This is a genomic window from Chryseobacterium sp. NRRL B-14798 (assembly GCF_050470705.1).
Taxonomy (GTDB): Bacteria; Bacteroidota; Bacteroidia; order Flavobacteriales; family Weeksellaceae; genus Chryseobacterium; species Chryseobacterium cupriresistens.
On record NZ_JBFLUL010000005.1, the window covers coordinates 3,459,538 to 3,482,000 of the forward strand.

Annotated in this window: 18 protein-coding genes; 4 read left to right on the plus strand and 14 right to left on the minus strand. The window is 36.7% G+C overall.

Annotated elements, in window-relative coordinates; all coding sequences use genetic code 11:
• Positions 1 to 126: 126 nt before the first annotated feature.
• Genes AB1278_RS15970 through AB1278_RS15990 form a run of 5 tightly spaced genes read right to left on the minus strand, consistent with a single transcriptional unit; the run spans position 127 to position 2,946 of the window.
• Positions 127 to 414 (minus strand): cell division protein ZapA, encoded by a 288-nt coding sequence (locus AB1278_RS15970; protein WP_110009403.1) that lies wholly within the window; start codon positions 412 to 414, stop codon positions 127 to 129.
• Positions 414 to 863 carry a FlxA-like family protein gene (locus tag AB1278_RS15975; protein ID WP_238349710.1) on the minus strand — a complete coding sequence of 150 codons (450 nt, stop codon included), beginning with the start codon at positions 861 to 863 and terminating at the stop codon, positions 414 to 416. Before AB1278_RS15975 ends, AB1278_RS15970 begins: the two co-directional genes overlap by 1 nt.
• Positions 856 to 1,638 carry a porin family protein gene (locus tag AB1278_RS15980; protein ID WP_202844028.1) on the minus strand — a complete coding sequence of 261 codons (783 nt, stop codon included), beginning with the start codon at positions 1,636 to 1,638 and terminating at the stop codon, positions 856 to 858. Before AB1278_RS15980 ends, AB1278_RS15975 begins: the two co-directional genes overlap by 8 nt.
• Positions 1,639 to 1,641: 3 nt before the next feature.
• Complete coding sequence (gene ubiE, locus AB1278_RS15985; RefSeq protein ID WP_002980528.1) at positions 1,642 to 2,373, minus strand: bifunctional demethylmenaquinone methyltransferase/2-methoxy-6-polyprenyl-1,4-benzoquinol methylase UbiE; 732 nt, start codon at positions 2,371 to 2,373, stop codon at positions 1,642 to 1,644.
• A gap of 3 nt (positions 2,374 to 2,376) precedes the next feature.
• Positions 2,377 to 2,946 (minus strand): hypothetical protein, encoded by a 570-nt coding sequence (locus tag AB1278_RS15990; protein ID WP_062670900.1) that lies wholly within the window; start codon positions 2,944 to 2,946, stop codon positions 2,377 to 2,379.
• 101 nt (positions 2,947 to 3,047) lie between these two features.
• On the opposite strand from AB1278_RS15990, the gene AB1278_RS15995 reads away from it, so the two are divergent.
• Together AB1278_RS15995 and AB1278_RS16000 are read left to right on the plus strand one after the other, a co-directional pair.
• Positions 3,048 to 4,121: a 3-oxoacyl-ACP synthase III family protein gene (locus tag AB1278_RS15995; RefSeq protein ID WP_429815615.1), complete on the plus strand. Its 1,074-nt coding sequence runs from the start codon at positions 3,048 to 3,050 to the stop codon at positions 4,119 to 4,121.
• A 67-nt stretch (positions 4,122 to 4,188) separates the two neighbouring features.
• Positions 4,189 to 5,394: a metallophosphoesterase gene (locus AB1278_RS16000; protein WP_429815618.1), complete on the plus strand. Its 1,206-nt coding sequence runs from the start codon at positions 4,189 to 4,191 to the stop codon at positions 5,392 to 5,394.
• 150 nt (positions 5,395 to 5,544) lie between these two features.
• Here the strand turns inward: AB1278_RS16000 and AB1278_RS16005 are convergent, their stop codons facing one another.
• The 3 genes from AB1278_RS16005 to AB1278_RS16015 form a co-directional block, all read right to left on the minus strand.
• Entirely contained in the window at positions 5,545 to 6,297 is a 753-nt protein-coding gene (locus AB1278_RS16005; protein WP_429815621.1) for a polysaccharide deacetylase, read from the minus strand.
• Positions 6,298 to 6,381: 84 nt separating this feature from the next.
• Complete coding sequence (locus tag AB1278_RS16010; protein WP_110009408.1) at positions 6,382 to 7,347, minus strand: NAD-dependent epimerase/dehydratase family protein; 966 nt, start codon at positions 7,345 to 7,347, stop codon at positions 6,382 to 6,384.
• A 103-nt stretch (positions 7,348 to 7,450) separates the two neighbouring features.
• On the minus strand, positions 7,451 to 10,363 hold the full coding sequence (locus AB1278_RS16015; RefSeq protein WP_429815624.1) for a TonB-dependent receptor plug domain-containing protein: 2,913 nt from the start codon (positions 10,361 to 10,363) through the stop codon (positions 7,451 to 7,453).
• Between the two features lie 233 nt (positions 10,364 to 10,596).
• On the opposite strand from AB1278_RS16015, the gene ggt reads away from it, so the two are divergent.
• Together ggt and AB1278_RS16025 are read left to right on the plus strand one after the other, a co-directional pair.
• Positions 10,597 to 12,285, plus strand: a complete 1,689-nt coding sequence (gene ggt / locus AB1278_RS16020; protein ID WP_202844036.1) for a gamma-glutamyltransferase — start codon at positions 10,597 to 10,599, stop codon at positions 12,283 to 12,285.
• Positions 12,286 to 12,453: 168 nt separating this feature from the next.
• Complete coding sequence (locus AB1278_RS16025) at positions 12,454 to 13,734, plus strand: dicarboxylate/amino acid:cation symporter (RefSeq protein ID WP_202844043.1); 1,281 nt, start codon at positions 12,454 to 12,456, stop codon at positions 13,732 to 13,734.
• 165 nt (positions 13,735 to 13,899) lie between these two features.
• On the opposite strand, the gene AB1278_RS16030 is transcribed toward AB1278_RS16025, so the two are convergent.
• The 6 genes from AB1278_RS16030 to gyrB all read right to left on the minus strand — a co-directional run bounded on the left by AB1278_RS16030 (position 13,900) and on the right by gyrB (position 22,379).
• Entirely contained in the window at positions 13,900 to 14,751 is an 852-nt protein-coding gene (locus AB1278_RS16030; RefSeq protein WP_110009412.1) for a diacylglycerol/lipid kinase family protein, read from the minus strand.
• A gap of 43 nt (positions 14,752 to 14,794) precedes the next feature.
• Positions 14,795 to 15,619: an RsiV family protein gene (locus AB1278_RS16035; RefSeq protein ID WP_429815628.1), complete on the minus strand. Its 825-nt coding sequence runs from the start codon at positions 15,617 to 15,619 to the stop codon at positions 14,795 to 14,797.
• 92 nt (positions 15,620 to 15,711) lie between these two features.
• On the minus strand, positions 15,712 to 17,646 hold the full coding sequence (locus tag AB1278_RS16040) for a transglutaminase-like domain-containing protein (RefSeq protein ID WP_429815631.1): 1,935 nt from the start codon (positions 17,644 to 17,646) through the stop codon (positions 15,712 to 15,714).
• Between the two features lie 2 nt (positions 17,647 to 17,648).
• Entirely contained in the window at positions 17,649 to 19,541 is a 1,893-nt protein-coding gene (locus AB1278_RS16045) for a DUF3857 domain-containing protein (protein ID WP_429815634.1), read from the minus strand.
• A 399-nt stretch (positions 19,542 to 19,940) separates the two neighbouring features.
• Positions 19,941 to 20,363 (minus strand): DUF5684 domain-containing protein, encoded by a 423-nt coding sequence (locus AB1278_RS16050; RefSeq protein ID WP_047432171.1) that lies wholly within the window; start codon positions 20,361 to 20,363, stop codon positions 19,941 to 19,943.
• A gap of 81 nt (positions 20,364 to 20,444) precedes the next feature.
• Complete coding sequence (gyrB, locus tag AB1278_RS16055) at positions 20,445 to 22,379, minus strand: DNA topoisomerase (ATP-hydrolyzing) subunit B (RefSeq protein ID WP_227943933.1); 1,935 nt, start codon at positions 22,377 to 22,379, stop codon at positions 20,445 to 20,447.
• Positions 22,380 to 22,463: the final 84 nt, after the last annotated feature.

Below are 22,463 nucleotides of genomic sequence, written 5' to 3' on the forward strand. Positions count from 1 at the left end.
TCCACTGTCTGTAATCCGGAAGCCCGGCACGCCATTCAATGGACATTTGTTCGGTAATTGTTTAGCGTTGAGTTTACCTTTAATGTGTTAGAATTATTGTAGGCAGTAATTTTCAGGAAAAAAAATCTATTTCCCGATTTCATTCAACGACTGATTAATCTGCTTTAACCTTTCGTTGGTAGAATTAATATTTTTTTCGTAGTTCAGAGATACTACTTCCGCATTGGTTCCCAGTTTAAGGGCACACATAGCCAAAGCATCCTGTTTATCTCTTACATCGAAGTTTTGTTCAAAATCTTTAATCATATTCTCGATCTGCTTCCCTACTTTACGCAAAGTTTCTTCCTCTGCTGCCGGTACGTTCAGCGGATACACTCTTCCTGCAATGTTGACGGTTATTCTCCTTATCTCCATTATAATCCACTGTTTTGAAGCTGAGCAATACAGAAATCAATTTCTTTTACCAATCTGTTGATATGGTTTTTCATTAACCTATTGTGTTCAGGATTTCCTGATATTGCTGAATAAAGTTTTATATTTTTTTGTTCTTCTGCTAATACCTGATTCTTTCTTCTTTCCTCATCATATTTCTTCTTCAACTCTTCATGCTCAATACTTAATTCTTTTAAATTTTCCGTAAGATTTTTATAGTTCTTTTGCAGAGTCGAAATCTTTCTCTCTAATTCTGAAAAATTGTTTTCTAAATCTTGAAGCATTTCAGGTTTGTATATTCTAACTAAAAGCAAAAATAAAAAAATAATAACACTAACAAAAATAAAACACTCTATATTTTGATATAACAATAAAAAAGGAGGTGCCAGCGCACCTCCTGTGTATTTTTCAGTGAAAATATTTTTATTCAAATTTCAGAACGAACATTACTGCTCTTGTCTGCAATGTAGAGATTGCAGATGACCAGTAAGGAGGTGTAGTAGCGTTATCCGCCACTTTTTCATTGTTCATGAAGAATGTTCCTCTTACGGCAGGAGTCAGTTTAAATTTGTTGAAATAAAACTGGATTCCCATTTCTGCAGACCATGCAAAGTTGTGCGTAGTAGATCTGAAGATTCCCTGCATGTTGTCGTCTGTAGAAGTTGCATTAGACTGAAGGTTTACGACGTAATTCACCCCTGCTGCAACATAAGGTCTTGAGTTGTACCATCTCTGGCCGTGAAGCTCCAAAAGTACCGGAATATCGATCAACGTAGATTTAATTTCTCTTACTTTATCCTTTTCCTGTAAAGGGAATGGCATAAAAGGATCATTCGTTAAAGATCCCCCTGCATATATGTCATTGGATTGTGTATTAAAAGTCAACTGTCTTTGTGCAAACTGTAAACCTGGTTCTATTCTTACGTCAAGATAGTCATTCAGTCTCCATTTTGCAATAAGCCCGGCACCGAAACTATAGCTTTCCTTAGAGGTAACAAGGTTTTCATTATCATTCATCCCGTATTTCGGATGTAAAACAATGCGGTAATCCAGTCTGTTCCCGTTCAAATAAAACCCCCAACTGAATTTCTGTTCGTCGAAATCTTCCAACTTGTCCATTCTGTTTCGGGTTCTGAATTGCGCGTTTGCAAAAACGGCAACATTTACTGAGGTTAAAACCAGTGCTTTTAATAGAAATTTATTCATAGGTTACTTTGTTGCTTTATAAATTGTGGCTATACCTAAACTTAATTTTTTATATTCAACTTTCTTAAATCCCGTATCTAAAAGAATTTGCTTCATCTTCTCCCCGAAAGGAAAAGCATTTACAGAATCCGGAAGGTATGTATACGCCCTATTATCCTTAGAAACCAATCTGCCGATGGCAGGTAATATATTTTTGAAATAAAACATATAAAATGGTCCCATGAAACCCTCAACCTTTGAAAACTCCAGTATATAAACACTTTTGTTATCTTTAACTACTCTTCTTAACTCTGCCAAACCTTTGGTAAGGTTTTCAAAATTCCTTACTCCAAATGCAACGGAAACAGCATCAAATCTATTGTCCTCGAAGGGTAAATTTTCTGCATCTCCTTTTTGCATGGAAATTTTGCCGTCTAATTTAAGTTTTTTTATTTTAATAACGCCAACATTCAGCATTTGTTGTGATAAATCTAATCCAACTACTTTAGAACCGGTTCCTTTTTCAATAGTAATTGCCAGATCTCCTGTTCCTGTAGCTACATCCAGCACTTCCTGCGGATTATCATTTTTCATCCATTTTACCAGTTTATTTCTCCATAGAACGTCAATTTTCATGGATAAAACATGGTTCAGAAGGTCATACTTCGGTGCAATGTTGTCGAACATATCCTCTACCTGGCTTTTTTTGGTAGCCTCTGAATTGTAGGGAGTAACTTTGGTGATATCTTTTGTCAAAACTTAAAACTTGTAATATTCTTTGTAATAATTTAGGTAATCCTGCTTTCTGAAGATTTTGGATCGTGATTCCACTTTCTGGATATTTTTGATCACTTTGTCATAGTCTTCATCTACATTGTAATAAAAATCTTCTGTGTAAAGCTTATTGAAGCGTCTTGCTCCTCCGTAATAATCCTTTCCGTCGATAACCGTTTTATCAAGTGCTGTCAGCAACGAATCTTTTTTAAGATTATATCCGTAATACTGATCATTTACGTAGTAATCCTGATGGGTAATATTAATCAGACCACGAAGCTTATTCACTTCAAATGCCGAATCATAAAGCATTTTCTTGTTCTGATCAAAAACCTGAATAGAGTTTTTCCCTTTATTCAAATCCACATGCACATACTGCCCCGCAGAAATAATTCCTTCAGATCCGTTATTGATCTTAAAATAATACGTATTCGGGGTAGGATTATCTACAACATAATAATTCTTCTTGGCTAAAAAAAGGAAGTAGATCCCAAAGGCAACGATAAATGCCACAGCTGCAATAAGTAAGCCTTTTAAGGACGAGTTGTTTTTCATAGATTGTAAAGTACAATTTTTGCAAATTTAATAATATTTTTAATTCTCCGTTATTAATATTAATTATTAACTTTGCATCTTTAAAAAAATCATATAAACGAATGCCGAATACGATCATTATTGGCTCTGGATGTTATATTCCGAACAGAGTTATTGGTAGAGATTACTTCATGAATTCCGAGTTTTATACTGAAGACGGGGTAAAGATTGAAAAGCCTGTGGAAGAGACCATTGCGAAATTTGTAGAGATTACAGAAATCGAAAACAGGAGATTCATTGAGGATGATCTTTCCAACTCACAAATCGGTTATGAAGCTGCAAAAATTGCCCTTGAGGACGCAAAAGTAAATGGCGAAGACCTGGATTATATTATTTATGCAAGCAATTTCGGGGAAGTTACTGAACACGGATATGCTGATTTTATGCCTACAATGGCAGCGAGAGTAAAGAATAAACTGGGAATCAAAAACAGAAAGTGCGTAACCTACGATATGCTTTTCGGATGCCCGGGATGGGTAGAAGCAATGATTTTAGCGGATAATCTTATTAAAGCTAAGGTAGCCAAAACCATTCTTGTTATCGGAGGAGAAACTTTAAGCAGAGTAACAGATCCGCATGACAGAAACAGAATGATCTTTGCAGACGGTGCCGGAGCTGTAGTGGTAAAAGCTACGGATGAAGAGAATGTTGGAATTATTGCCCACAACACAATTTGTGATAACGGCCCGGAATTAAACTATCTTGAAAACGCTCCTTCCATCAATAAAGAAGTAGATCAGAAACGTCTGTATGTAAGAATGTTAGGAAGAAAAATCTACGAATACGCTCTAAAAAATGTACCGGTTGCCATCAAGGATACCATTACTGATGCCGGTCTTTCTATTGAAGATATAGACAAAATCTTAATCCACCAGGCTAATGCTAAAATGGATTATGCAATGATTGAAAGACTTCATAAGCTTTATGACGTGAAAGAATACGATCATGCCATCTCTCCTATGACTATTCAGGATTTCGGAAACACTTCTGTAGCAACAATTCCTACCATGTACGATTTAATAATTAAAGGAAAAATGGAGGGTCAATCGTTTAAAGATAATGGTAACATTGTAATGACTTCGGTAGGTGCCGGAATGAACATCAATGCTATCGTTTATAGATTTCCTAAAAAGTAATATTTAAACCATTAAAAATATAAAAGCACAGGGAAGTTTATTCTTTGTGCTTTTTTTTGATCAGAACATGCAAAAGAATTTTTTAATCATCGCCGCAATCTTCCTTTTTCTGGAAGTGTATATTTATCAGGCCGTCAGAACACTTACCGATAATTTCTGGATCAGAATCGGATACTGGGTCATATCTTTAGCCGTGTATGGAATTTTCGCGTATGAAGTTACCCACTACCAAAGATCAGACAGAAGTATGGTAAGAGCTCAGATCATGATTTCGTTATTTTTAATCTTCATCCTTCCAAAGATCTTTATCGTTTTATTTTTATTGATTGATGATATTGTCCGAACGGGCGGTTACCTGATCGGTTTCGCCAAGCCATCGGAAAATTTCTTCCCGGAAAGAAGAAAGTTCCTGAGCCTGGTTGGATTGGGAATGAGCGGCGTTCTTTCCGCTCTTTTCATAGACGGGATTACATTTGGAAAGTACAGGCATAAGGTAAGAAGGGTAAGAGTAAATTTCGCCAACCTTCCGAAAAGTTTTAAAGGATACAAAATCATCCAGATTTCTGATGTTCACAGCGGCAGTTTCTCTGATCCCGGCAAATTAGAGCATGCCATTGAGCTGATTAATGAACAGAAGCCGGATCTGGTATTATTTACCGGAGATATGGTGAATAACGTTGCTGATGAATTTAAACCTTTTATTCCCTTATTTTCAAAAATCCAGGCTAAGGACGGCAAGTTTGCGGTATTAGGAAACCACGATTACGGAGATTATGTAAGCTGGGAATCACCTGCAGCTAAAAAAGAAAACCTTGACACATTGATAGGTTATGAAAAGCAAGCCGGATTTGATATGCTGAGAAATGAACACAGAGTGATTGAAAAAAACGGTGAAAAATTGTATATCCTAGGTGTTGAGAACTGGGGTTTGAAGCCATTCCCACAATTCGGAAAGATTGATAATGCTTTACAAGGCGTACCGGAATCTGCCACTAAGATTTTAATGAGCCACGATCCTACCCACTTTGATTATGTGGTAAAAAAGCACCCCGCAAACATTCACCTGACACTTTCGGGACACACGCACGGGATGCAGTTTGGGCTGGATCTTAAGAATGTAAAATGGTCACCGGTACAATACAAATATCCAAAATGGGCCGATTTATACGAAAGTGAAGGGAAACTGCTGTATGTCAACAGAGGATTCGGAGTATTGGGCTATCCGGGAAGAGTAGGTGTATTGCCAGAGATTACGCTTTTTGAGTTGAGCTAGTGAAGTTCAAAGTTCAAAGTTTAATGTTTAAAGTTTAATGTTAGAGGTTTAGAAATTGAGTATTGTTGAACATGTGAATAGTTCTCCCTAATCCCTTTAATCTAATAGCTGCTACCTAACACCTAATATCTGCAACCTATAACCTGCAACCTAAAAAATATAATCTTTCATACGGGAAGTAGCCATTTCCCTGTCGTTAAGAAAAGTAAGGAGGGCATCTAATTTGTCCTCCATTTTTTTGCCCGAAAATAAGCTTCGGTAAAATGGAATATCAAAACGGTATTTCTTGAAATCCGTAAACTGCCATGTGTTCAGGTAGATCAGCACAAATTCTTCATTCTGCAAAGTTTCCAGTACCATATTCTGATAGTACTTCATCGGCAGAATCTGAAATACAAAATCATTATAGGGAAGCTGACTGTACGGAGAAATACTTTCCGGGACAATACTCAGCCCATCCTCCTCTATAATTTCAGTATCTCTTTTAAGCCTTTTGAAAGGAAAAAGAATATTGGCATTATCAATATTGGAGACATAATTGAATTCCATCATCTTTAACATTTCGTGAGAAACCTTTATGTCTTTCTGACGGATTCCTCTGATTTGTTTTTCCAGAAGATCCTGAATATCCTTCTTGGCATTTTCAATTTCTTCAGGATTTGAACCTTTGTTATAAAAAGCAATTTCATGCCCTTTGGATGAAATTGCTTTTATTAAATGATGAAGTTTTTCAGTAAGAGAAACCTCTACAAAAAAACTTGATTTAACATCATGAATATCTAAAATTCTCAGAATCGCTCTGGTATTATCTTCAGTGATTTTTAATCGTTCTTCATCAGAAATTTGAGAGCCGTTTTTTACTCCAGCTTCAATACAAGTGATGTTAAAAGTCAATAATACCATTTAAATTAAATTTTATGTAAATTCTACAAAATATTAAAAATCAGATGTTAAATATATTTTTAATTAAAGTATTACTTTACATTATTAATCCTTGGCTAATTTTACCTTCAGATTCTTAATCATATCTTTTGTCATCTCAGAAATTCCGAAATCATACGTCAGACCCCAGTCTTTTTTAGCTACGGAATCGTCAATGGATGCCGGCCATGAATCAGCAATTGCCTGTCTGAAATCCGGGTTATAATCGATCGTAAAATCCGGAATTTCTTTTGTGATTTCTTCCGCCAGTTCTTTTGGAGTAAATGACATTCCGCCCAAATTATAAGAAGAACGAACCGTTAAACTTTCTTTAGGAGCCTCCATAAGTTTCAGGGTTGCATTGATAGCATCATCCATATACAACATCGGCATTCCTGTATTCTCCGAAATGAAACTTGTATACTTTCCGTCTTCAATTGCTTTGTAGAAAATCTCAACAGCATAGTCGGTTGTTCCACCTCCCGCCGGAGTCTTCCATGAGATCAATCCTGGATATCTGATACTTCTTACATCCACACCATATTTATCGAAATAGTACTCACACCACTTCTCCCCTGCCATTTTGGAGATTCCGTAAACAGTTGTTGGGTTCAGCACCACATCCTGTCCTACGTCATGCTTTGGAATTCCTTTTCCAAATACAGCGATTGAACTTGGCCAGAAGATCTTTTTAAGAAGTCCTTCTTTTGCCATTTCACAAAAATGAAGCAGCGGTTCAAGATTCAGCTTCCACGCAAAAATTGGCTGCTTTTCCGAAGTCCCGGATAAAAGCGAAGCAAGGTGGTACACTGTAGTAATATCATAATCTTTGATCACCTGCCTTACCAACTGGGTATTGGTAACATCCATTCTTTCATAGTGTCCTGCAGAGGTAATTCCTTCCTGCCATCTGTCCAATCCTGAAGCAACAACGTTTTCCGCTCCGTGGATTTCAACAAGTCTGTTCGTCAATTCGGTACCAATTTGTCCCAAGGCACCTGTAATCAGTATTCTTTCCGTATAGGATTCCATTTTTCAGATTTTTTTTAGAATTGTACAAAAGTAAAAAAAACATGCCAACCATAATAAAAAAGGTATACTTTCGTACACCTTTTTATATTCCTGAAATTTGTAATTAAAAAGTAAGATTTACTCTGGCAAAAAGAAATCTGCCGTTCATCCCGAACTGAGAAACATTTCTCGAGTATACAAACTGATTCTGATTAGACAGATCGATAGTAGACGTATTAACATACACAAGGTTACCGGAAGCATCCAGAGAAGGAGTTTTTACCGTTGCCGGGCCGTAGTTTTTATCAGGATAAATATCAAACAAATTATTCGCCCCGATTGTCAGTTTAAAGTTTTTATTAAAATTATATCCAACAGACAGGTCGGTAATTATTTTTCCTCCCCAAACCGGATGTTCAGTAGCGACAGCCTGGCCGTTAATGATTTCTCCGCTTACGATTCCGTCCCCGTTAGCATCCATCGTATTAGGGTCGGTAACTTTCCCGAAATAAACATTTCTTAGCAGCACACTGAATTTATTAATCTCCAGAGCATTATTCAGGGAAGCTTTAAACCTTGGAATAGCTTCTTCAAGGTAAACACGGCTGGATTCCGAATAATACCTGTTGATCTGCCCTGCATTGATTAAAATATCAGAACCATGTATATCGCCTATCCTGTTCGTCTTTGACACCGTAACTGCAAAATCAGAATTCAAAGCTACCGACTGAGAAAACCTTGCTTTATGTGAAATCACCCCTTCAATACCCTTAGTCTGAGTATCAATCGCATTTGCGAAGAAAGTGGCAGCATTTGCATTGGCCTTATCAAAGGCAGTCTGTAATTTAGCAAGATCACTTCCCGCCGGATAGGTTCCCGTCGGTCTTGAAAACTGATCTGTTAAGACCACCCTGTTTTTAATCTTAATGTAATAACCGTCTACTGTGAATGTAAGATTCGCCTGTGGAATCTTAGCCGTAAAACCGGCAGAATAACTCACCGACTCTTCCTGTTTCAATTGTGGAATTCCAAGAATATGTGCTACATCGGAATCATTAGAAAACGTGCCTACTTCATATGCTGTTCCGCCCACAAACTGTGTCGCTGTAGCATTAAAATAAATCTGCTGTAAAGATGGAGCTCTGAATCCCGTGGAATGTGCCGCCCGGAGATTGATATGATCCGTCAGCTTATATCTTGTTGCCAGCTTATAGTTGAATGTAGAACCAAAGTCTGAATAGTTTTCATATCTCAAAGCAGCACTCACCAACCATTTATCCGTAACATCCAGCTCCGTATCCACATAAGCAGCTACGGAATGTCTTCCTTTATTTAAAGCATTTTCCGGACGAAAACCAGGGAATACCTGTGATCCTCCGGGCCTGACACTAGTAATCGACCCTGGATTATTTGGACCAATTGGAAGATTAGGATTTGGAGGAGTATAAACTCCAAAAAAATCTGTAGGTTTCAAGCGAGGGTCTATTCCTGGAGTCTGTATATTTCCGTTAATATCATAAAGAGCCCATGAAGCTTCTTCGCCATTTTCTATTTTGTATTTTTCAAACCTCATTTCTCCTCCAAAGGCAATATTAAATCCTTTTAACCAGTCTAACTTTGTATCGAAATCTGCATTGATGGTATTTTGAGAGAATCCCAAGCCACCAGCATTAAACTCTCTTTTACCAGGATACAGCATGGATGCATTGGCTGTATTTTTTATTGTATAGTCAAAAGTATTGCTTCCGAAAGTGTTACTGAGATCATAATTAATATTTCCTAATTTTCCTTTAAACCCTGCTGCAAAAGAGAGATCTATAACATCAGAAGCAATTTCCGGTAAAAAACCATTAGGATATATTGACGTTGAAGTTCTGTTTTGATTGGGCCTTCTGTAAAACCCAGCTGCATTTCCCGCTCTGTAGGAGATTCCTCCAAAAGCATATCCCCGGATTGTTGAGGACAGATCAAATTCGGAGTTCATAAAAAACTGACCGGATCCTAATCTGGACTGCCCCACCCTCATATTAAAGTCGTCTCTTGTTAACCCTCTGTAGGCAAGTTCATTTTCAGTTACATCACCCTTCAGTAGATTCTGCAGGGCTGTAATTGTATTTGCCGACTGAATATCAGCCTGCTGTGCTGCAGTAAAATAATTGACATGCGGAGCATACTGATGTATATAATCTATAATTTGCTGCGTATTGGAAGTGTTATTGATATTTCCAAAAAGAGCGGAAATATTCACTCCTTTTTCTAACGCTCTTTGCTCAATAGCATTATATGCATTAAAAATATCACCTGCCGCCGACTTGGCTCTTCCGGTATCATTTCTGTTCAGAAAGCTTGCCGTAAAATTGACGAACCCATTATTACCAATTTTTGTTCCGTAATTAAGATCAAGCTGATATTTCTCTCCATCCCATCCTCCGGTATGATCATTAGCTCCTTTCGAATTAAATCCACCTCCCATAATTGCTGCGGTAAATGCATTCGTATTTTTTTTCATGATCACATTAATAACCCCGGCAGTTGCATCAGAGCCATACTGCGCTGAAGCCCCATCCCTCAATACTTCCAGCCTTTCAATAGCAAAAGCAGGAATAGCATTCAGATCAGTCCCTACAGATCCTCTACCCGGAGAACCGTTAATATTAACCAGTGATGAAGTATGCCTTCTTTTTCCATTAAGTAAAACAAGTACCTGATCCGGCCCGAGTCCTCTCAATTGAGCTGGATCAACATGATCCGTACCATCTGCTACAGTTGTTGAATTGGAAGTAAAAGACGGCGCAGCATAGTTTAAGATCTGATTAAGATCGGTTTGCGGACTTAGCACAGATTGTGATCCAATATTGATAACATCCACAGGAACAGGAGTATCAGTTGCAACTCGGCTTTTATTTCTGGATCCTACAGTAATTTTAACTTCATCTACTGCCTTTACTTTTATAGAATCTTTCGTTTGTGCATCTAGGTTGGCAGACACAAAGACCAAGGTTCCCAAAAAGATAATTTTCTGGTAATTTTTTTTCATGTATTTTTTTTTCAAATGTAATGATTCAAATTTTAAAAAATGAAAATAATATCATAAAAAATCTAAATTAATTAAATATTATACAATAAAATTAAATAAATAAATACATAAACGGAATAAAATTTAAAAAATATTAACAAATGAAAAAAGCAAAGTATAATTTTCATATTCCTAATAAAAACAGCCATTGACACAAAAAATTCAATAATTTTGTTGTAAGAAAAAACAATCATATGAAGAAGATTTTAATTGCTTCGATGCTTTTGGCTGCACAGCTCAGCTGGGCACAATTTACTGACATCAATATTATCAAAGAAGTACAGGTAAAGAAGAAAGGTGTTGTAGTCTCTGCACATCCGTTAGCTAGTGAAGCAGGAGCCAAAATCTTAAAGATGGGCGGAAATGCCTACGATGCTGTTACCGCAACACAATATGCCCTTGCTGTGGTGTATCCGCAGGCCGGAAACATCGGTGGCGGAGGATTTCTGGTAGGTGTAAAAAATAATGGTGAAAAATTCACACTGGATTACAGGGAAACAGCTCCGAAAAAGGCTTCCCGTGATATGTATATTGATAAAAAAGGAAAGGCAGATACAGATTTATCCCAGAACGGCAGACTTGCAGTAGGCATCCCGGGAAGCGTAGCAGGATTTTTTGCTACGTTGAAATACTGTAAACTTCCTATGGAAAAGATTATTCAGCCCGCCATTGATCTTGCTGAAAAAGGATTTGCCATCACAGACAAAGAAGCGGAAATGCTGAATAACCAAAGGGAAAAATTTCAGAAACATAATAAATCTTCCATCATTTTTGTAAAAGATACCCCATGGAAAGCCGGAGATCTATTGGTTCAAAAAGATTTAGCTGAAACTTTGAAACTGATCCAGAAACAGGGAGCTAAAGGTTTTTATGAAGGAAAAACAGCTGAACTTTTAGTAGCTGAAATGAAAAGAGGGAACGGAATCATCACATTGGAAGATCTTAAAAACTATAAAGTTGCTGAGAGAAAAGCATTGGAATTTGATTACAAAGGAAACGATGTTGTCACCATGCCTTTACCATCAAGCGGCGGAGTGCTACTTGCCCAGATGCTCAGAATGGCCAGTTTTGAAAACCTTGAAAAATATCAGCAGAACTCAACAAAAGCAGTTCAGATTATGGCTGAAGCGGAAAGAAGAGCATTCGCAGACAGGGCTGAATATATGGGTGACCCAGATTTTATTCAGGACAAGACCTCTTACCTGATCTCTGATGATTATCTGAAAGGAAGATGGAAAAGTTTTAGTTTTGACAAAGCGACACCAAGTGCAGAAGTTGGTAAAATCATAGCACAACCGAAAGAATCAATGCAGACCACACATATTTCCGTATTGGATAAGGATGGAAATGCAGCTTCTGTAACCACGACTCTTAACGGATATTACGGAAGTAAAGTTTTAGTTACGGGAGCAGGATTCTTTTTAAATAATGAGATGGATGACTTTTCAATCAAACCCGGAGTACCGAATATGTTCGGAGCTGTGGGTGGAGAGGCCAATTCAATACAGCCCAACAAGAGAATGCTTTCTTCAATGACGCCAACGATTATTCTTAAGAATGGAAAACCTTTTATGGTTGTGGGAACTCCCGGAGGCACTACAATACCGACTTCAGTATACCAATCCATTGTGAATGTGGTTGATTTTAAGCTAAATGCGAATATGTCGGTCAATGCACCAAAATTCCATCACCAGTGGCTTCCTGAAACCATAACGGTTGAAAATAATTTTCCGGAAAGTACTATTTCTGAACTGAAAAGCAAGAATTACGTCATTGAAAAGACGAAGTACATCGGAAAAACAGAAATGATTGTTCTTGATGAAAACGGAAATATTCACGCAGTAGCAGACGGCCGTGGAGATGATTCTGTAGCAGTGGAATAAACTACATATTAATATATAAATAGAGTCATGGCTTCATTCTTCGAATGAAGCCATGACTTTTTAATTAATTTATAAAACAAGGTCAACAGATTCTTTTGAATGACTTTTGTCATGTTTTCAGATAAATTTTCTTAATTTTCGCCCTTAAAAAAACAAAACGACTGTTCTTTGAAAGCAAAAAAAATACACAATCAGCTTTATTTCCAGGTGATTATCGCCATCATTGCGGGTATTCTTCTTGGAAAATTTTACCCTGAATTGGGAGAAAAGATGAAACCATTGGGGGATGGATTCATCAAATTGGTAAAAATGATTATCGCTCCGGTAATTTTCATAACCCTTACTTTAGGAATTGCCCACATGACCGATTTGAAAAAAGTAGGCAGAATTGCAATCAAGGCAATGATCTATTTTTTTACCTTTTCAACTCTGGCTCTTATCATCGGATTAGTGGTAGGAAATATTCTGCAGCCGGGACATGGCTTGAACATTGATCCTGCTACCCTTTCGGGCGATGTTTCACAATACCAGGCAAAAGCTCATGAATCTACTCTTACGGGTTTTATTATGAATATTATTCCGGAGACATTATTCAGCCCTTTGGTGGGTGATAATATCCTGCAGGTTCTTCTGGTTGCTATTTTAATGGGAGTTGCTTTGGTTTTAACAAAAGAAAAGAGCCAGAAAGTAACTGATTTTCTACAGGATTTGTCGACTCCGGTATTTAAAATCGTCCATATGCTCATGAAACTTGCCCCGATAGGAGCTTTCGGTGCTATGGCCTTTACCATCGGAAAATATGGACTTCATTCTGTACTGAATCTTATATTCCTGGTAGGTACCTTTTATATTACGTCTATCCTTTTTGTGGTCCTGGTACTGGGAGCGGTGGCATGGTATAACGGATTTAATATTTTCAAACTTCTTTTTTATCTTAAGGAGGAGCTTCTTCTCGTTCTGGGCACAAGCTCTTCAGAGTCTGCCCTACCGGGAATTATGGAAAAACTTGAAAAAGCCGGCTGCTCACGGGCTATTGTAGGCCTTGTAGTTCCTACCGGATATTCTTTCAATCTTGACGGAACAAATATTTATATGACACTGGCCTCTCTCTTTATTGCACAGGCATTAAATATTCATCTTCCTCTCGAAAAGCAACTGATGCTTCTTTTGGTAGCCATGTTAAGTTCAAAAGGCGCAGCTGGTGTCACAGGTGCCGGGTTTGTTACGCTTGCAGCAACATTGGCCGTAGTTCCTGAAATTCCGATTGCAGGAATGACTTTAATTCTTGGAATTGATAAGTTCATGAGCGAATGCAGAGCTTTAACCAATGTCATTGGAAATTCTGTAGCTACAGTTGTAGTGGCCAACTGGGAAAAACAACTTGATAAAAAGCAACTTCAATACTGTCTGGAACATCCGGCTGAAGTGGAAAAGAAACTGGAAGTGTAGACAGGTGGCAGATGGCAGGTTTTAGGTTGCAGGGAATAGGGATAGAATTCAAGGTTCAAGGTTTAAGGTTGTGTGTAAAACGTAACTCGAAATAAACCGAACTCGCAGCCAAACAACCAGTAACTGGTAAACCCGAAACAGATTAACCCACACCAGTAACTGGCTTTAAATCAAAATATTCAAACTTGAAGGCTGTACTTTAACATGAATTGGTGATTTTATCTTATTGAATTCACCGTCAAGATGCCAGTTTTTGGTATTGACTTTAAATGATATTTCAGAGACCGGAAGATAGGTCACATACTCATCATCTTTCAGCCTTTTGGTAAACATTCTGAAAGCAAACAGCGCAGAATACGTTAAAGGAAACTTTTTCACCAAAACCATATCAACCAATCCGTCACTTTTACTGGCTTTTGGTGCAATATAGGCGTTGTTACCAAACTGCCGGGTATTGGCGATGTTCATCATCAGATATCTGCCGTTATACTGCTGATATTCCTCATCAAAAAACTTCACTTTGATCGGTTTGTAATTGAAGAAGGTTTTCAGAGAAACTTTGATATAGTTTTTGAATCCACGACTTGTTTTTTCAAACTCTTTAACTACTTTACCGTCAAAACCTGTTCCCGAAACATTGATGGAAAGCCTGTCGTTCACGGTAAATGTATCGATCTTTCTGGAATTTTTTGCTTTTATTTTTTCTAAAAGTTCGTCGAGATTTTTACTGAATTGTGTTTCATTAGAAAAACCGTTTCCTGAACCTGCGGGGAAAATTGCGAGAATTTTCTCTGTATTAATAAGGTTCCTGGCTACTGTAGAAATGGTACCATCCCCTCCTATTGCCACAAAAATATCTACCTTTCCGAAGTGAGACTGGATAAATTCATCTGTCCCGGGAATAGATTCTGAAACATAATACAGAGGATTGTTAACCTTTGCTTTAAGTTCGTTCAAAAACGGCTGATAGTTTTTTTTGGCCGAAAAAGGATTGATAATAAAAGCTACTTTGTCCATTACCGCAAAATTAAAAAATGCTTCCAAAACTGGAAGCATTAATTTACTTAATTTTCATTCTTTCTTTAAATTCTGTATTTAATGTACCTTTCAGATCTTCCCACGAAACAGGAATGGTAATATCTCCGGCAGCAAAAGCAGCAATTTCATAGGGACTGTAGTGAAAATACAGGTTTTTATCATCAAAATAAAAGTTATCAGATGCCGGAATTTTATCCACTAAAAGCATTTCTGAGTTTTTCACTTCTCCGTCACCATCCATCGTACCACTATTCATTTTATCGATATTTTTCATTAGAATGGCTTCAATTTTATTTTTAGGCATTGAAGTAATGTCTTTCAATTCTAATTTTTTGCTGTTTTTCAGATCAAAAACCCTTTCGGAAAATCCGTAATTATCATGTGCTCCACCTTCATATCCGCTTCCCACATATTGGATATGCATATAACCGTTGGTATTGGAAATAAGATTCATATGTGAGCTTGAATACCAGTTTTGAGCATAAGTAACATCTGAAGCCCAGTCTTTATTATCATTTTTTACAGAATTGAAATAACTATTTTTTTCATTATCCAGATAAGCCTGAAGACCGGCTTTGGAAAAGTCTTTAATTTTTTCATTCTGAAAATAGATGCTGTCCAGTAGTTTTTTATCTTTTAAAGAAGGGAAAACCAACAGTTTTGAAGTGTAACTTACTTTTAAGGAGTCTGTAATTTTTGTAGAATCATTGACTTTCACAGAGTCCACTACAAATTCTTCAGTCGCTTTATTTTCTGTTTTTTCTGCTTGCCCTGCCTTTTCATTTTTTTTACAGGCCGTAACTGCCAGGAAAGAAGATAATGCTATAACAGCAATCGTATTTTTCATAATTTATTTTTTTGAGTATATATACAAAAACCATTCAAAAGATGAATGGTTTTGGAAAAAAATATATTTTTTTACTCAGATCACGTCAGACATTACTTTTTAACAAGACTGATTACCTGGTTTTCAAATTTTGAAGCGACGCCCCAGATTTGTTTAAATGCAGGATAGTACTCTTTCGGATAATCTGAACTGTTAATTTTTGTGGTGGTCGTTACCTCCAGCTTATTTCCTTTTTGTACGATAGAATAGGTATATTCTATTTCTTTATCTTCTGTAACAATCTTTTTTTCTTTAGGCATTTCCTCAATCACATATCCTTCCGGAATTTCAAGAGTTACTTTTTTTACTTTCGTGATCGGTGATCCAAAATCGATAGGATATTGTCTTACTTCCGTCTGATCAAATTCATTGGAACTTTTGTTTAAAAACAGCATAGGATTAATGATCATTTTCTTCCCTACTCTGTCAATCAGGTTGGGAGAAGAGAATTTCATACTGCTTTCAAAGTCTCCATTTTCTAAGACTTTTGAATCGATATCCGTAAAGTCCATGGAGAAGTTTTCCTTGTACTGTTTTTTGTATTTCTCAGCATTATCGTCATAGCTGTCTTTTACATACATTGCGTAGGCGCCGGTATCTCTGTCAGAATACGTTCCTGAAATACTTCCGTCGTCATTGATTTTACCATTGACTGTAAGGAAAGTATTACTTGACTTCACATTGGCCATTTGAATCAGAAGAGTCTTGTCTTTGGTGACTAAAATTCCATACTGATTCCAGTTTTTAAGAGGAATCTCATCCAGAGAAGATTGTTTTGAAGTGGCATCATAGATATGCAGCTGGTTATCAATACTGATCGCTGCTAATACAAAATTCATATTGGAAATATTAGGCGAAACCAAGTTGATTAACCCGTTTTCCACCGTAGAAATTACCAACGGATCAGCTTTTAGACCTGCTTCACGAAGCATCATAACAAGAAAAAGACTGATTTCTGCAGCGTTCCCAACTTTAGTTTCCAACAGTTTCCTGATGCCATCTTCTGTGTAGATTCCTTTATCTTTATTCCAGGTAAAGGTTTTTTGAACATAGGAAAAAATAGCATTTGCCTTTTCAAGATCTGTTTTCATTTCTGAAATTCCTGCCGGCATATTTTCTTTTGCCAGTTTTGTTCTTTTCAGTTCTCCTCCAAAATCTTCACTTTCATACAATCTCTTTCCAATCTGATCCCATGAGGAAGAATACAGCTTAAGCTCTCCGAAATTTGTAGAATTCAGCTCAGCACTGATTTTTGTTCTGAAGTTTCTGTCATTTCTTACAAATTTTTCAGTTTTAAAGCCTTTCAGATTTTCATAAGCAAATCTGTAGGTTCTGTATTGTGCACCATATAGGTATCTTTCCTCCATCTCTCTGTACTTAGGAGTAATTCCCCCTGTATAATTTACGTTATATGACATATTAATCGGAGTATCAAAAACGTATTCTGTATTCAGAGAAGGCGTGTCGGATTCTATCAATACTTCAGGAATCATAAATCTGAACGGAGATACAATTTCATATTGATACTCCAGGATTGATCCATTTTTCACACCTGGGAATGCAAATTTTGTGAGAGTAACATATTTATTCTCTTTGCTTTTATATTGAGAACTCTTTTCTACTTTTACAGGAACAGAATTTCCATTTTCAAGATTATAGGTAAAAGCCTTGAATTTACCTAGTGATTCTCTGTTTGAACCGATATTATAGATAGGGATTTCGAGATTCAGCCAATCTTCAGCTTTATCTTTATCATAAATCTTAACTCTGTAAAAATATTTTTTATGCAGATTACCGGTATTGTTATCGATCATAAAATAAGCAGATTTATACAAGATCTCTGCAGGAGCATTTTCATCCAGTAATGATTTGGTTTTAGATAAATCTGCATCATTAAATTTCGGAGGATTCAGAAATTCATATTTCTTCTGAGCATTTACCAGTATTGTGCCGGCTGAGCAAAGAAGCAATACTATTATTTTTTTCATGGCTATATTTTTGTTATTAAAATTTTTGAATTATCCATATTCAGGATCTTTTTTCTGAAACTGATATAGTCATTGTACTTTTCTTTTGGATACAGCCCTTTATTAATCTGTATTTTTCTGATCACTTTTACCTGATCATCACTTTTAACAAAGCTTAGCTTATAAGATCCGAACTCGGAAGTAATGCTTGCGTTATCCGGAGTTTCATCAACTTTATATCCTAAAGGAAGAACAAAGGCAATTTCATATTCATCCTCATAAGACATGCCTACTTCAAAAGGAAGCTCACGGTTTTCATCAGTTTTAAAGACTGCATCATTAAAAATAGGTACCGATCTGAACAACATGCTGTTTCCAGCTTTTTTAGAGAAATTATTGGTTTTAAAATCCAGATCATAGGTAATAACGGCATTGTTTCTGTCGTTATTAAAATTTTTCATTTCAACTTTTTCAAAGTTCAGGATATTAAACCTTTCTTTAACTGCATCATTCTTTTCTTTAGGATTAAGGTTGGCAAATCTCAGATTATCATCATATTGATTTCCGGTATAAGAAAAGTTACCGGTGCCGATAATACTATTATCCTCATTAAGATTAACTCTCAATGTTTGTTTTTCTTTATTCTGTTCTGCTTTATACACCGGTGTATTGATCAGTTCGATTCCTTTCGGAGTCACAGCAAGTACATTTCTGTCGGTAGTACTGTAATTTAAATGGTTAAAAGCAATTTGCTGAGAGGTATTTTCAAGCCATATATTTCCTTTTTCTGTTGGAACCATAAGAATAATATGATTTCCTCCCATAGAAGGAAATTCGGGATCAAAAGAAACCTGTGACCGACTGGAGGTAATGATGCAATAATTGGAAGGAATCCCTGCTTCATTCAGAAGAACTTTCATATAATTCGTAAGCCCCTTGCAATCTCCATAGCCTTTTTTCTGAACCTCATCCGGCATCATAGGCTGCCATCCACCTATTCCCAAAGCCACAGCAATATATCGGCTTTTGTTCTGCATGTACTGATAGATTTTCTTTACTTTATCTTCTACAGATCCCTGTAATTGTAAAGAGGCTACCTCAGCTTTAATAGCAGGAGTAGATACAGAAACAGGTACCAAAAGATCATTGTAAATCCAGGTTCCGAAATCTGTCCAGTTATTCAAAGTTCCCTGTTTCCCTGCAAGGCTGAATTTTGTAAGTGCAAAGTTGACCGCAGGTAAGATTTTAACAGGCTCTGGAATCATAAAAGCATCGTCAATAGCAGGTACATTTTTGTATGAATAGGTTTTATCATTTCCACTACCGCTTTCTATCACAGAGGTATAATTGTATTTTGAAGGGTAAATTTTAGATCTGAGTTCTATTCCAGAAGTGTTAACGATTTTAAACTGTGCTTCTTCAAGAGATATTTTAGTAGAAGTAAAAGGTACAAAATCCGGGATAAAAACAGTGTCTTCATCTTCAGCTTCATAGGAAAAATCAATAGTATAAGGATATTGCACCGGTGTATATGAATAAACCAATATCCTGTTATCAGAATAAAAAACTCCCTGAGGATTGTTCGCTACGTCTTTAAAATCAGATTTTGAAACACTTTTAATTTTTTTGCCGGTCTCATCGTAAATCGTAAGTTTTATGTTTGAAATACTTTTTGATTTATCATAAGGGATGTAAGCTACTGCCTCATCGTCACCGTCTTTATTTAAGACTGTAATTATCTTATTTTTCTGATATTTTATTTCATCGATTTTATTGATCTGAACGGTTGTAAATTCTTTTCGGATTACAGCACTCGCATTTTTCTTTAAATTCTCAGGAATGGCAGAGGCAGGATAGCTCTGTGCGAAATATAATGAGGCGGTAGATAATGCCCCGAGGACTAATATTTTCATCATAGTTATTAAGATGGTACAAAAATAATAAAATCTTAATAACTGTTAAAAAAATATAAAAGGCTCCAACATGTGAAGCCTTCAACCTAATACTTAAAAAAGTACTGTTTTAAATGTACCTATAAGGCAATGAACACATTATCAACTTTTCATTGCTTATTTCTGAAAAGTTAAAACAGAATATTTATATTCATTCTATATTGAAATAAGAATATATATTCTGTAACATGAAGGGATAAACTTCAAATTGTCTGTACTCAAATTTATAATAATTTACAATCCATATGATTCAAATACTGTAGAATTAATAATAACGGGAAGTACAATTAATTCTACAATCCTATCGATGATTAATAAAAAAAAGACTTCAGCAATGAAGTCTTTTAATTTTTTTCTTTCTATTTAATCATTCGGGACCAGTTTACTGTCAAAACGATCACTTCCCAATCCCAATACAGGAATAAAAATAAATCCGAAAAGGAGAATCAGAATAGTGTACAGAGGTGTTTCTTTCGCAAAGCCTTTGGCAAGTCTGTCATATACCACCCAGCATGCATAAATGTTTACCAATGGAATAAAGAAAAGAATGATCCACCAAATCGGCTTTTTCACAATTTCCAGTAATACGATCGTGTTGTAAATAGGAATAAAGGCAGCCCAGGCATCTTGTCTTCCTGCTTTCTGGAAGATTTTGTACATGCAGTATCCATAGAATATATAGCAAAGCAGTCCGAAGAACATTGTTCCGATCCCTAATCCTGCAGCAACTGCACCAGAAGCCGCATCTGCTCCGTTGTAAGGATCTGTTTGTAAAAGAGTTAACATATTATTGTTTTTTTGGTTTATCCAAATATAAAAAAAGCTTCTAAATAATCAGAAGCTTTTTTATTATATTTTTAAAAAGGTTTATGCATCAATTTTTGCATATTTCGCATTTTTCTCGATAAATTCTCTTCTTGGCGGAACTTCATCTCCCATCAGCATTGAGAAAATACTGTCTGCTTCCACTGCATTATCAATGGTTACCTGCTTCAGAATTCTGTGTTCAGGATTCAATGTAGTTTCCCACAACTGTTCAGGGTTCATCTCTCCAAGACCTTTGTAACGTTGTACCTCTACTCCTTTTCCGTCCGGAGACATTTCTAAAGTAAATTCCTCACGCTCTTTTTCGTTATAAGCATACACTTTTTTATTTCCTTTCTTTAAAAGGTATAAAGGCGGTTGAGCGATATAGATATAACCATTCTCAATAAGTTCCTTCATATATCTGAAGAAGAAAGTAAGAATCAGTGTTGAAATGTGAGATCCGTCAATATCGGCATCGGTCATAATCACGATCTTGTGGTATCTTAATTTTGCCAGGTTCAATGCTTTGCTGTCTTCCTCAGTCCCTACAGAAACCCCAAGAGCAGTATAGATATTTCTGATCTCTTCGTTATCATATACTTTGTGAAGCATAGATTTCTCTACGTTCAGAATTTTACCTCTTAACGGAAGGATAGCCTGGAAGTGTCTGTCTCTTCCCTGTTTGGCCGTACCCCCTGCGGAATCTCCCTCTACAAGGAAGATTTCAGATTCTGCCGGATCTTTTGATGAACAGTCTGATAATTTCCCTGGAAGACCGGAACCACCCATCGGAGATTTTCTCTGAACCATTTCACGGGCTTTCTTAGCGGCCTGCCTTGCTTTTGCCGCCAAAACCACTTTCTGAACGATCTGTTTCGCTTCATTTGGGTTCTCTTCAAGGAAATTCGTAAGCATTTCCCCAACAATTTTATCTACAGCTCCGGAAACTTCAGAGTTTCCTAATTTTGTTTTAGTCTGTCCTTCAAACTGAGGTTCCATTACTTTTACAGAAACTACAGCTGTTAATCCTTCACGGAAATCATCTCCTGTAACTTCTACTTTCTCTTTCTGTGGAATTCCTAAATCATCAGCATATTTTTTAAGGGTTCTCGTTAAAGCACGTCTGAAACCTGCAAGGTGAGTTCCTCCTTCATGAGTGTTGATGTTGTTGACGTAAGAGTGAAGATTTTCGTTGAAAGAAGTGTTGTAACGCATTGCTACTTCTACAGGAATATCGTCTCTTTCTCCTTCCATGAAGATCACATGCTCCATGATAGATTCACGGTTGCCATCAATATAAGCAACGAATTCTTTTAATCCGCCTTCAGAATGGAAAACTTCTGAACGGAAAGATCCGTCTTCCAGTTTTTCTCTTTCATCCGTTAAAGTAATGGTAATTCCTTTATTAAGATAAGAAAGTTCTCTTAAACGGCTTGCTAATGTATCGTAATTATAAATTAGTTCTGTAAAAATGGTATCATCCGGCTGGAAAAACTGCTTGGTACCTCTTTTTTCGCTGTGACCAATCTCCTCAACACCTGTCTGGGCTTTTCCTCTTGAATAAATCTGCTGGTAAACGTTTCCGTCTCTGTAAACCGTAGTGATCATCTCGTTGGAAAGAGCATTCACACACGAAACCCCAACCCCGTGAAGACCTCCTGAAACCTTATAAGAGTCTTTGTCAAACTTACCTCCGGCTCCAATTTTTGTCATTACCACTTCAAGGGCAGATTTCTGCTCTTTTTCGTGGAAATCAACCGGGATACCTCTACCGTTATCACTTACTTCAATTCCGTTTCCTTCCTTGATGCTAACGAAGATCGTGTCGCAGTACCCTGCCAATGCCTCGTCAATAGAGTTATCTACTACTTCATAAACCAAGTGGTGAAGTCCTCTGACTCCTACATCACCAATGTACATTGAAGGACGCATACGAACGTGTTCCATTCCTTCCAATGCCTGAATACTACTAGCTGTATATTGTTTTTGACTCATATTAAAAATTAAAAATCCTGCTATATGCAAAGACTCACAAATATCGTGATTTTTTTCGAGGTATGAAAGTTAAAAAGTGTCAAA

What these genes read in the sequence shown, in the direction of transcription:
- AB1278_RS16030 (WP_110009412.1), bottom strand. Translation starts at nt 14,751, where the DNA reads ATGGACAAAGTAGCTTTTATTATCAATCCTTTTTCGGCCAAAAAAAAC.
- gyrB (WP_227943933.1), bottom strand. Translation starts at nt 22,379, where the DNA reads ATGAGTCAAAAACAATATACAGCTAGTAGTATTCAGGCATTGGAAGGA.
- AB1278_RS15980 (WP_202844028.1), bottom strand. Translation starts at nt 1,638, where the DNA reads ATGAATAAATTTCTATTAAAAGCACTGGTTTTAACCTCAGTAAATGTT.
- AB1278_RS15970 (WP_110009403.1), bottom strand. Translation starts at nt 414, where the DNA reads ATGGAGATAAGGAGAATAACCGTCAACATTGCAGGAAGAGTGTATCCG.
- AB1278_RS16010 (WP_110009408.1), bottom strand. Translation starts at nt 7,347, where the DNA reads ATGGAATCCTATACGGAAAGAATACTGATTACAGGTGCCTTGGGACAA.
- AB1278_RS15995 (WP_429815615.1), top strand. Translation starts at nt 3,048, where the DNA reads ATGCCGAATACGATCATTATTGGCTCTGGATGTTATATTCCGAACAGA.
- AB1278_RS16050 (WP_047432171.1), bottom strand. Translation starts at nt 20,363, where the DNA reads ATGTTAACTCTTTTACAAACAGATCCTTACAACGGAGCAGATGCGGCT.
- AB1278_RS16045 (WP_429815634.1), bottom strand. Translation starts at nt 19,541, where the DNA reads ATGATGAAAATATTAGTCCTCGGGGCATTATCTACCGCCTCATTATAT.
- AB1278_RS16000 (WP_429815618.1), top strand. Translation starts at nt 4,189, where the DNA reads ATGCAAAAGAATTTTTTAATCATCGCCGCAATCTTCCTTTTTCTGGAA.
- AB1278_RS16015 (WP_429815624.1), bottom strand. Translation starts at nt 10,363, where the DNA reads ATGAAAAAAAATTACCAGAAAATTATCTTTTTGGGAACCTTGGTCTTT.
- AB1278_RS16040 (WP_429815631.1), bottom strand. Translation starts at nt 17,646, where the DNA reads ATGAAAAAAATAATAGTATTGCTTCTTTGCTCAGCCGGCACAATACTG.
- ggt (WP_202844036.1), top strand. Translation starts at nt 10,597, where the DNA reads ATGAAGAAGATTTTAATTGCTTCGATGCTTTTGGCTGCACAGCTCAGC.
- AB1278_RS16035 (WP_429815628.1), bottom strand. Translation starts at nt 15,619, where the DNA reads ATGAAAAATACGATTGCTGTTATAGCATTATCTTCTTTCCTGGCAGTT.
- AB1278_RS16005 (WP_429815621.1), bottom strand. Translation starts at nt 6,297, where the DNA reads ATGGTATTATTGACTTTTAACATCACTTGTATTGAAGCTGGAGTAAAA.
- AB1278_RS15990 (WP_062670900.1), bottom strand. Translation starts at nt 2,946, where the DNA reads ATGAAAAACAACTCGTCCTTAAAAGGCTTACTTATTGCAGCTGTGGCA.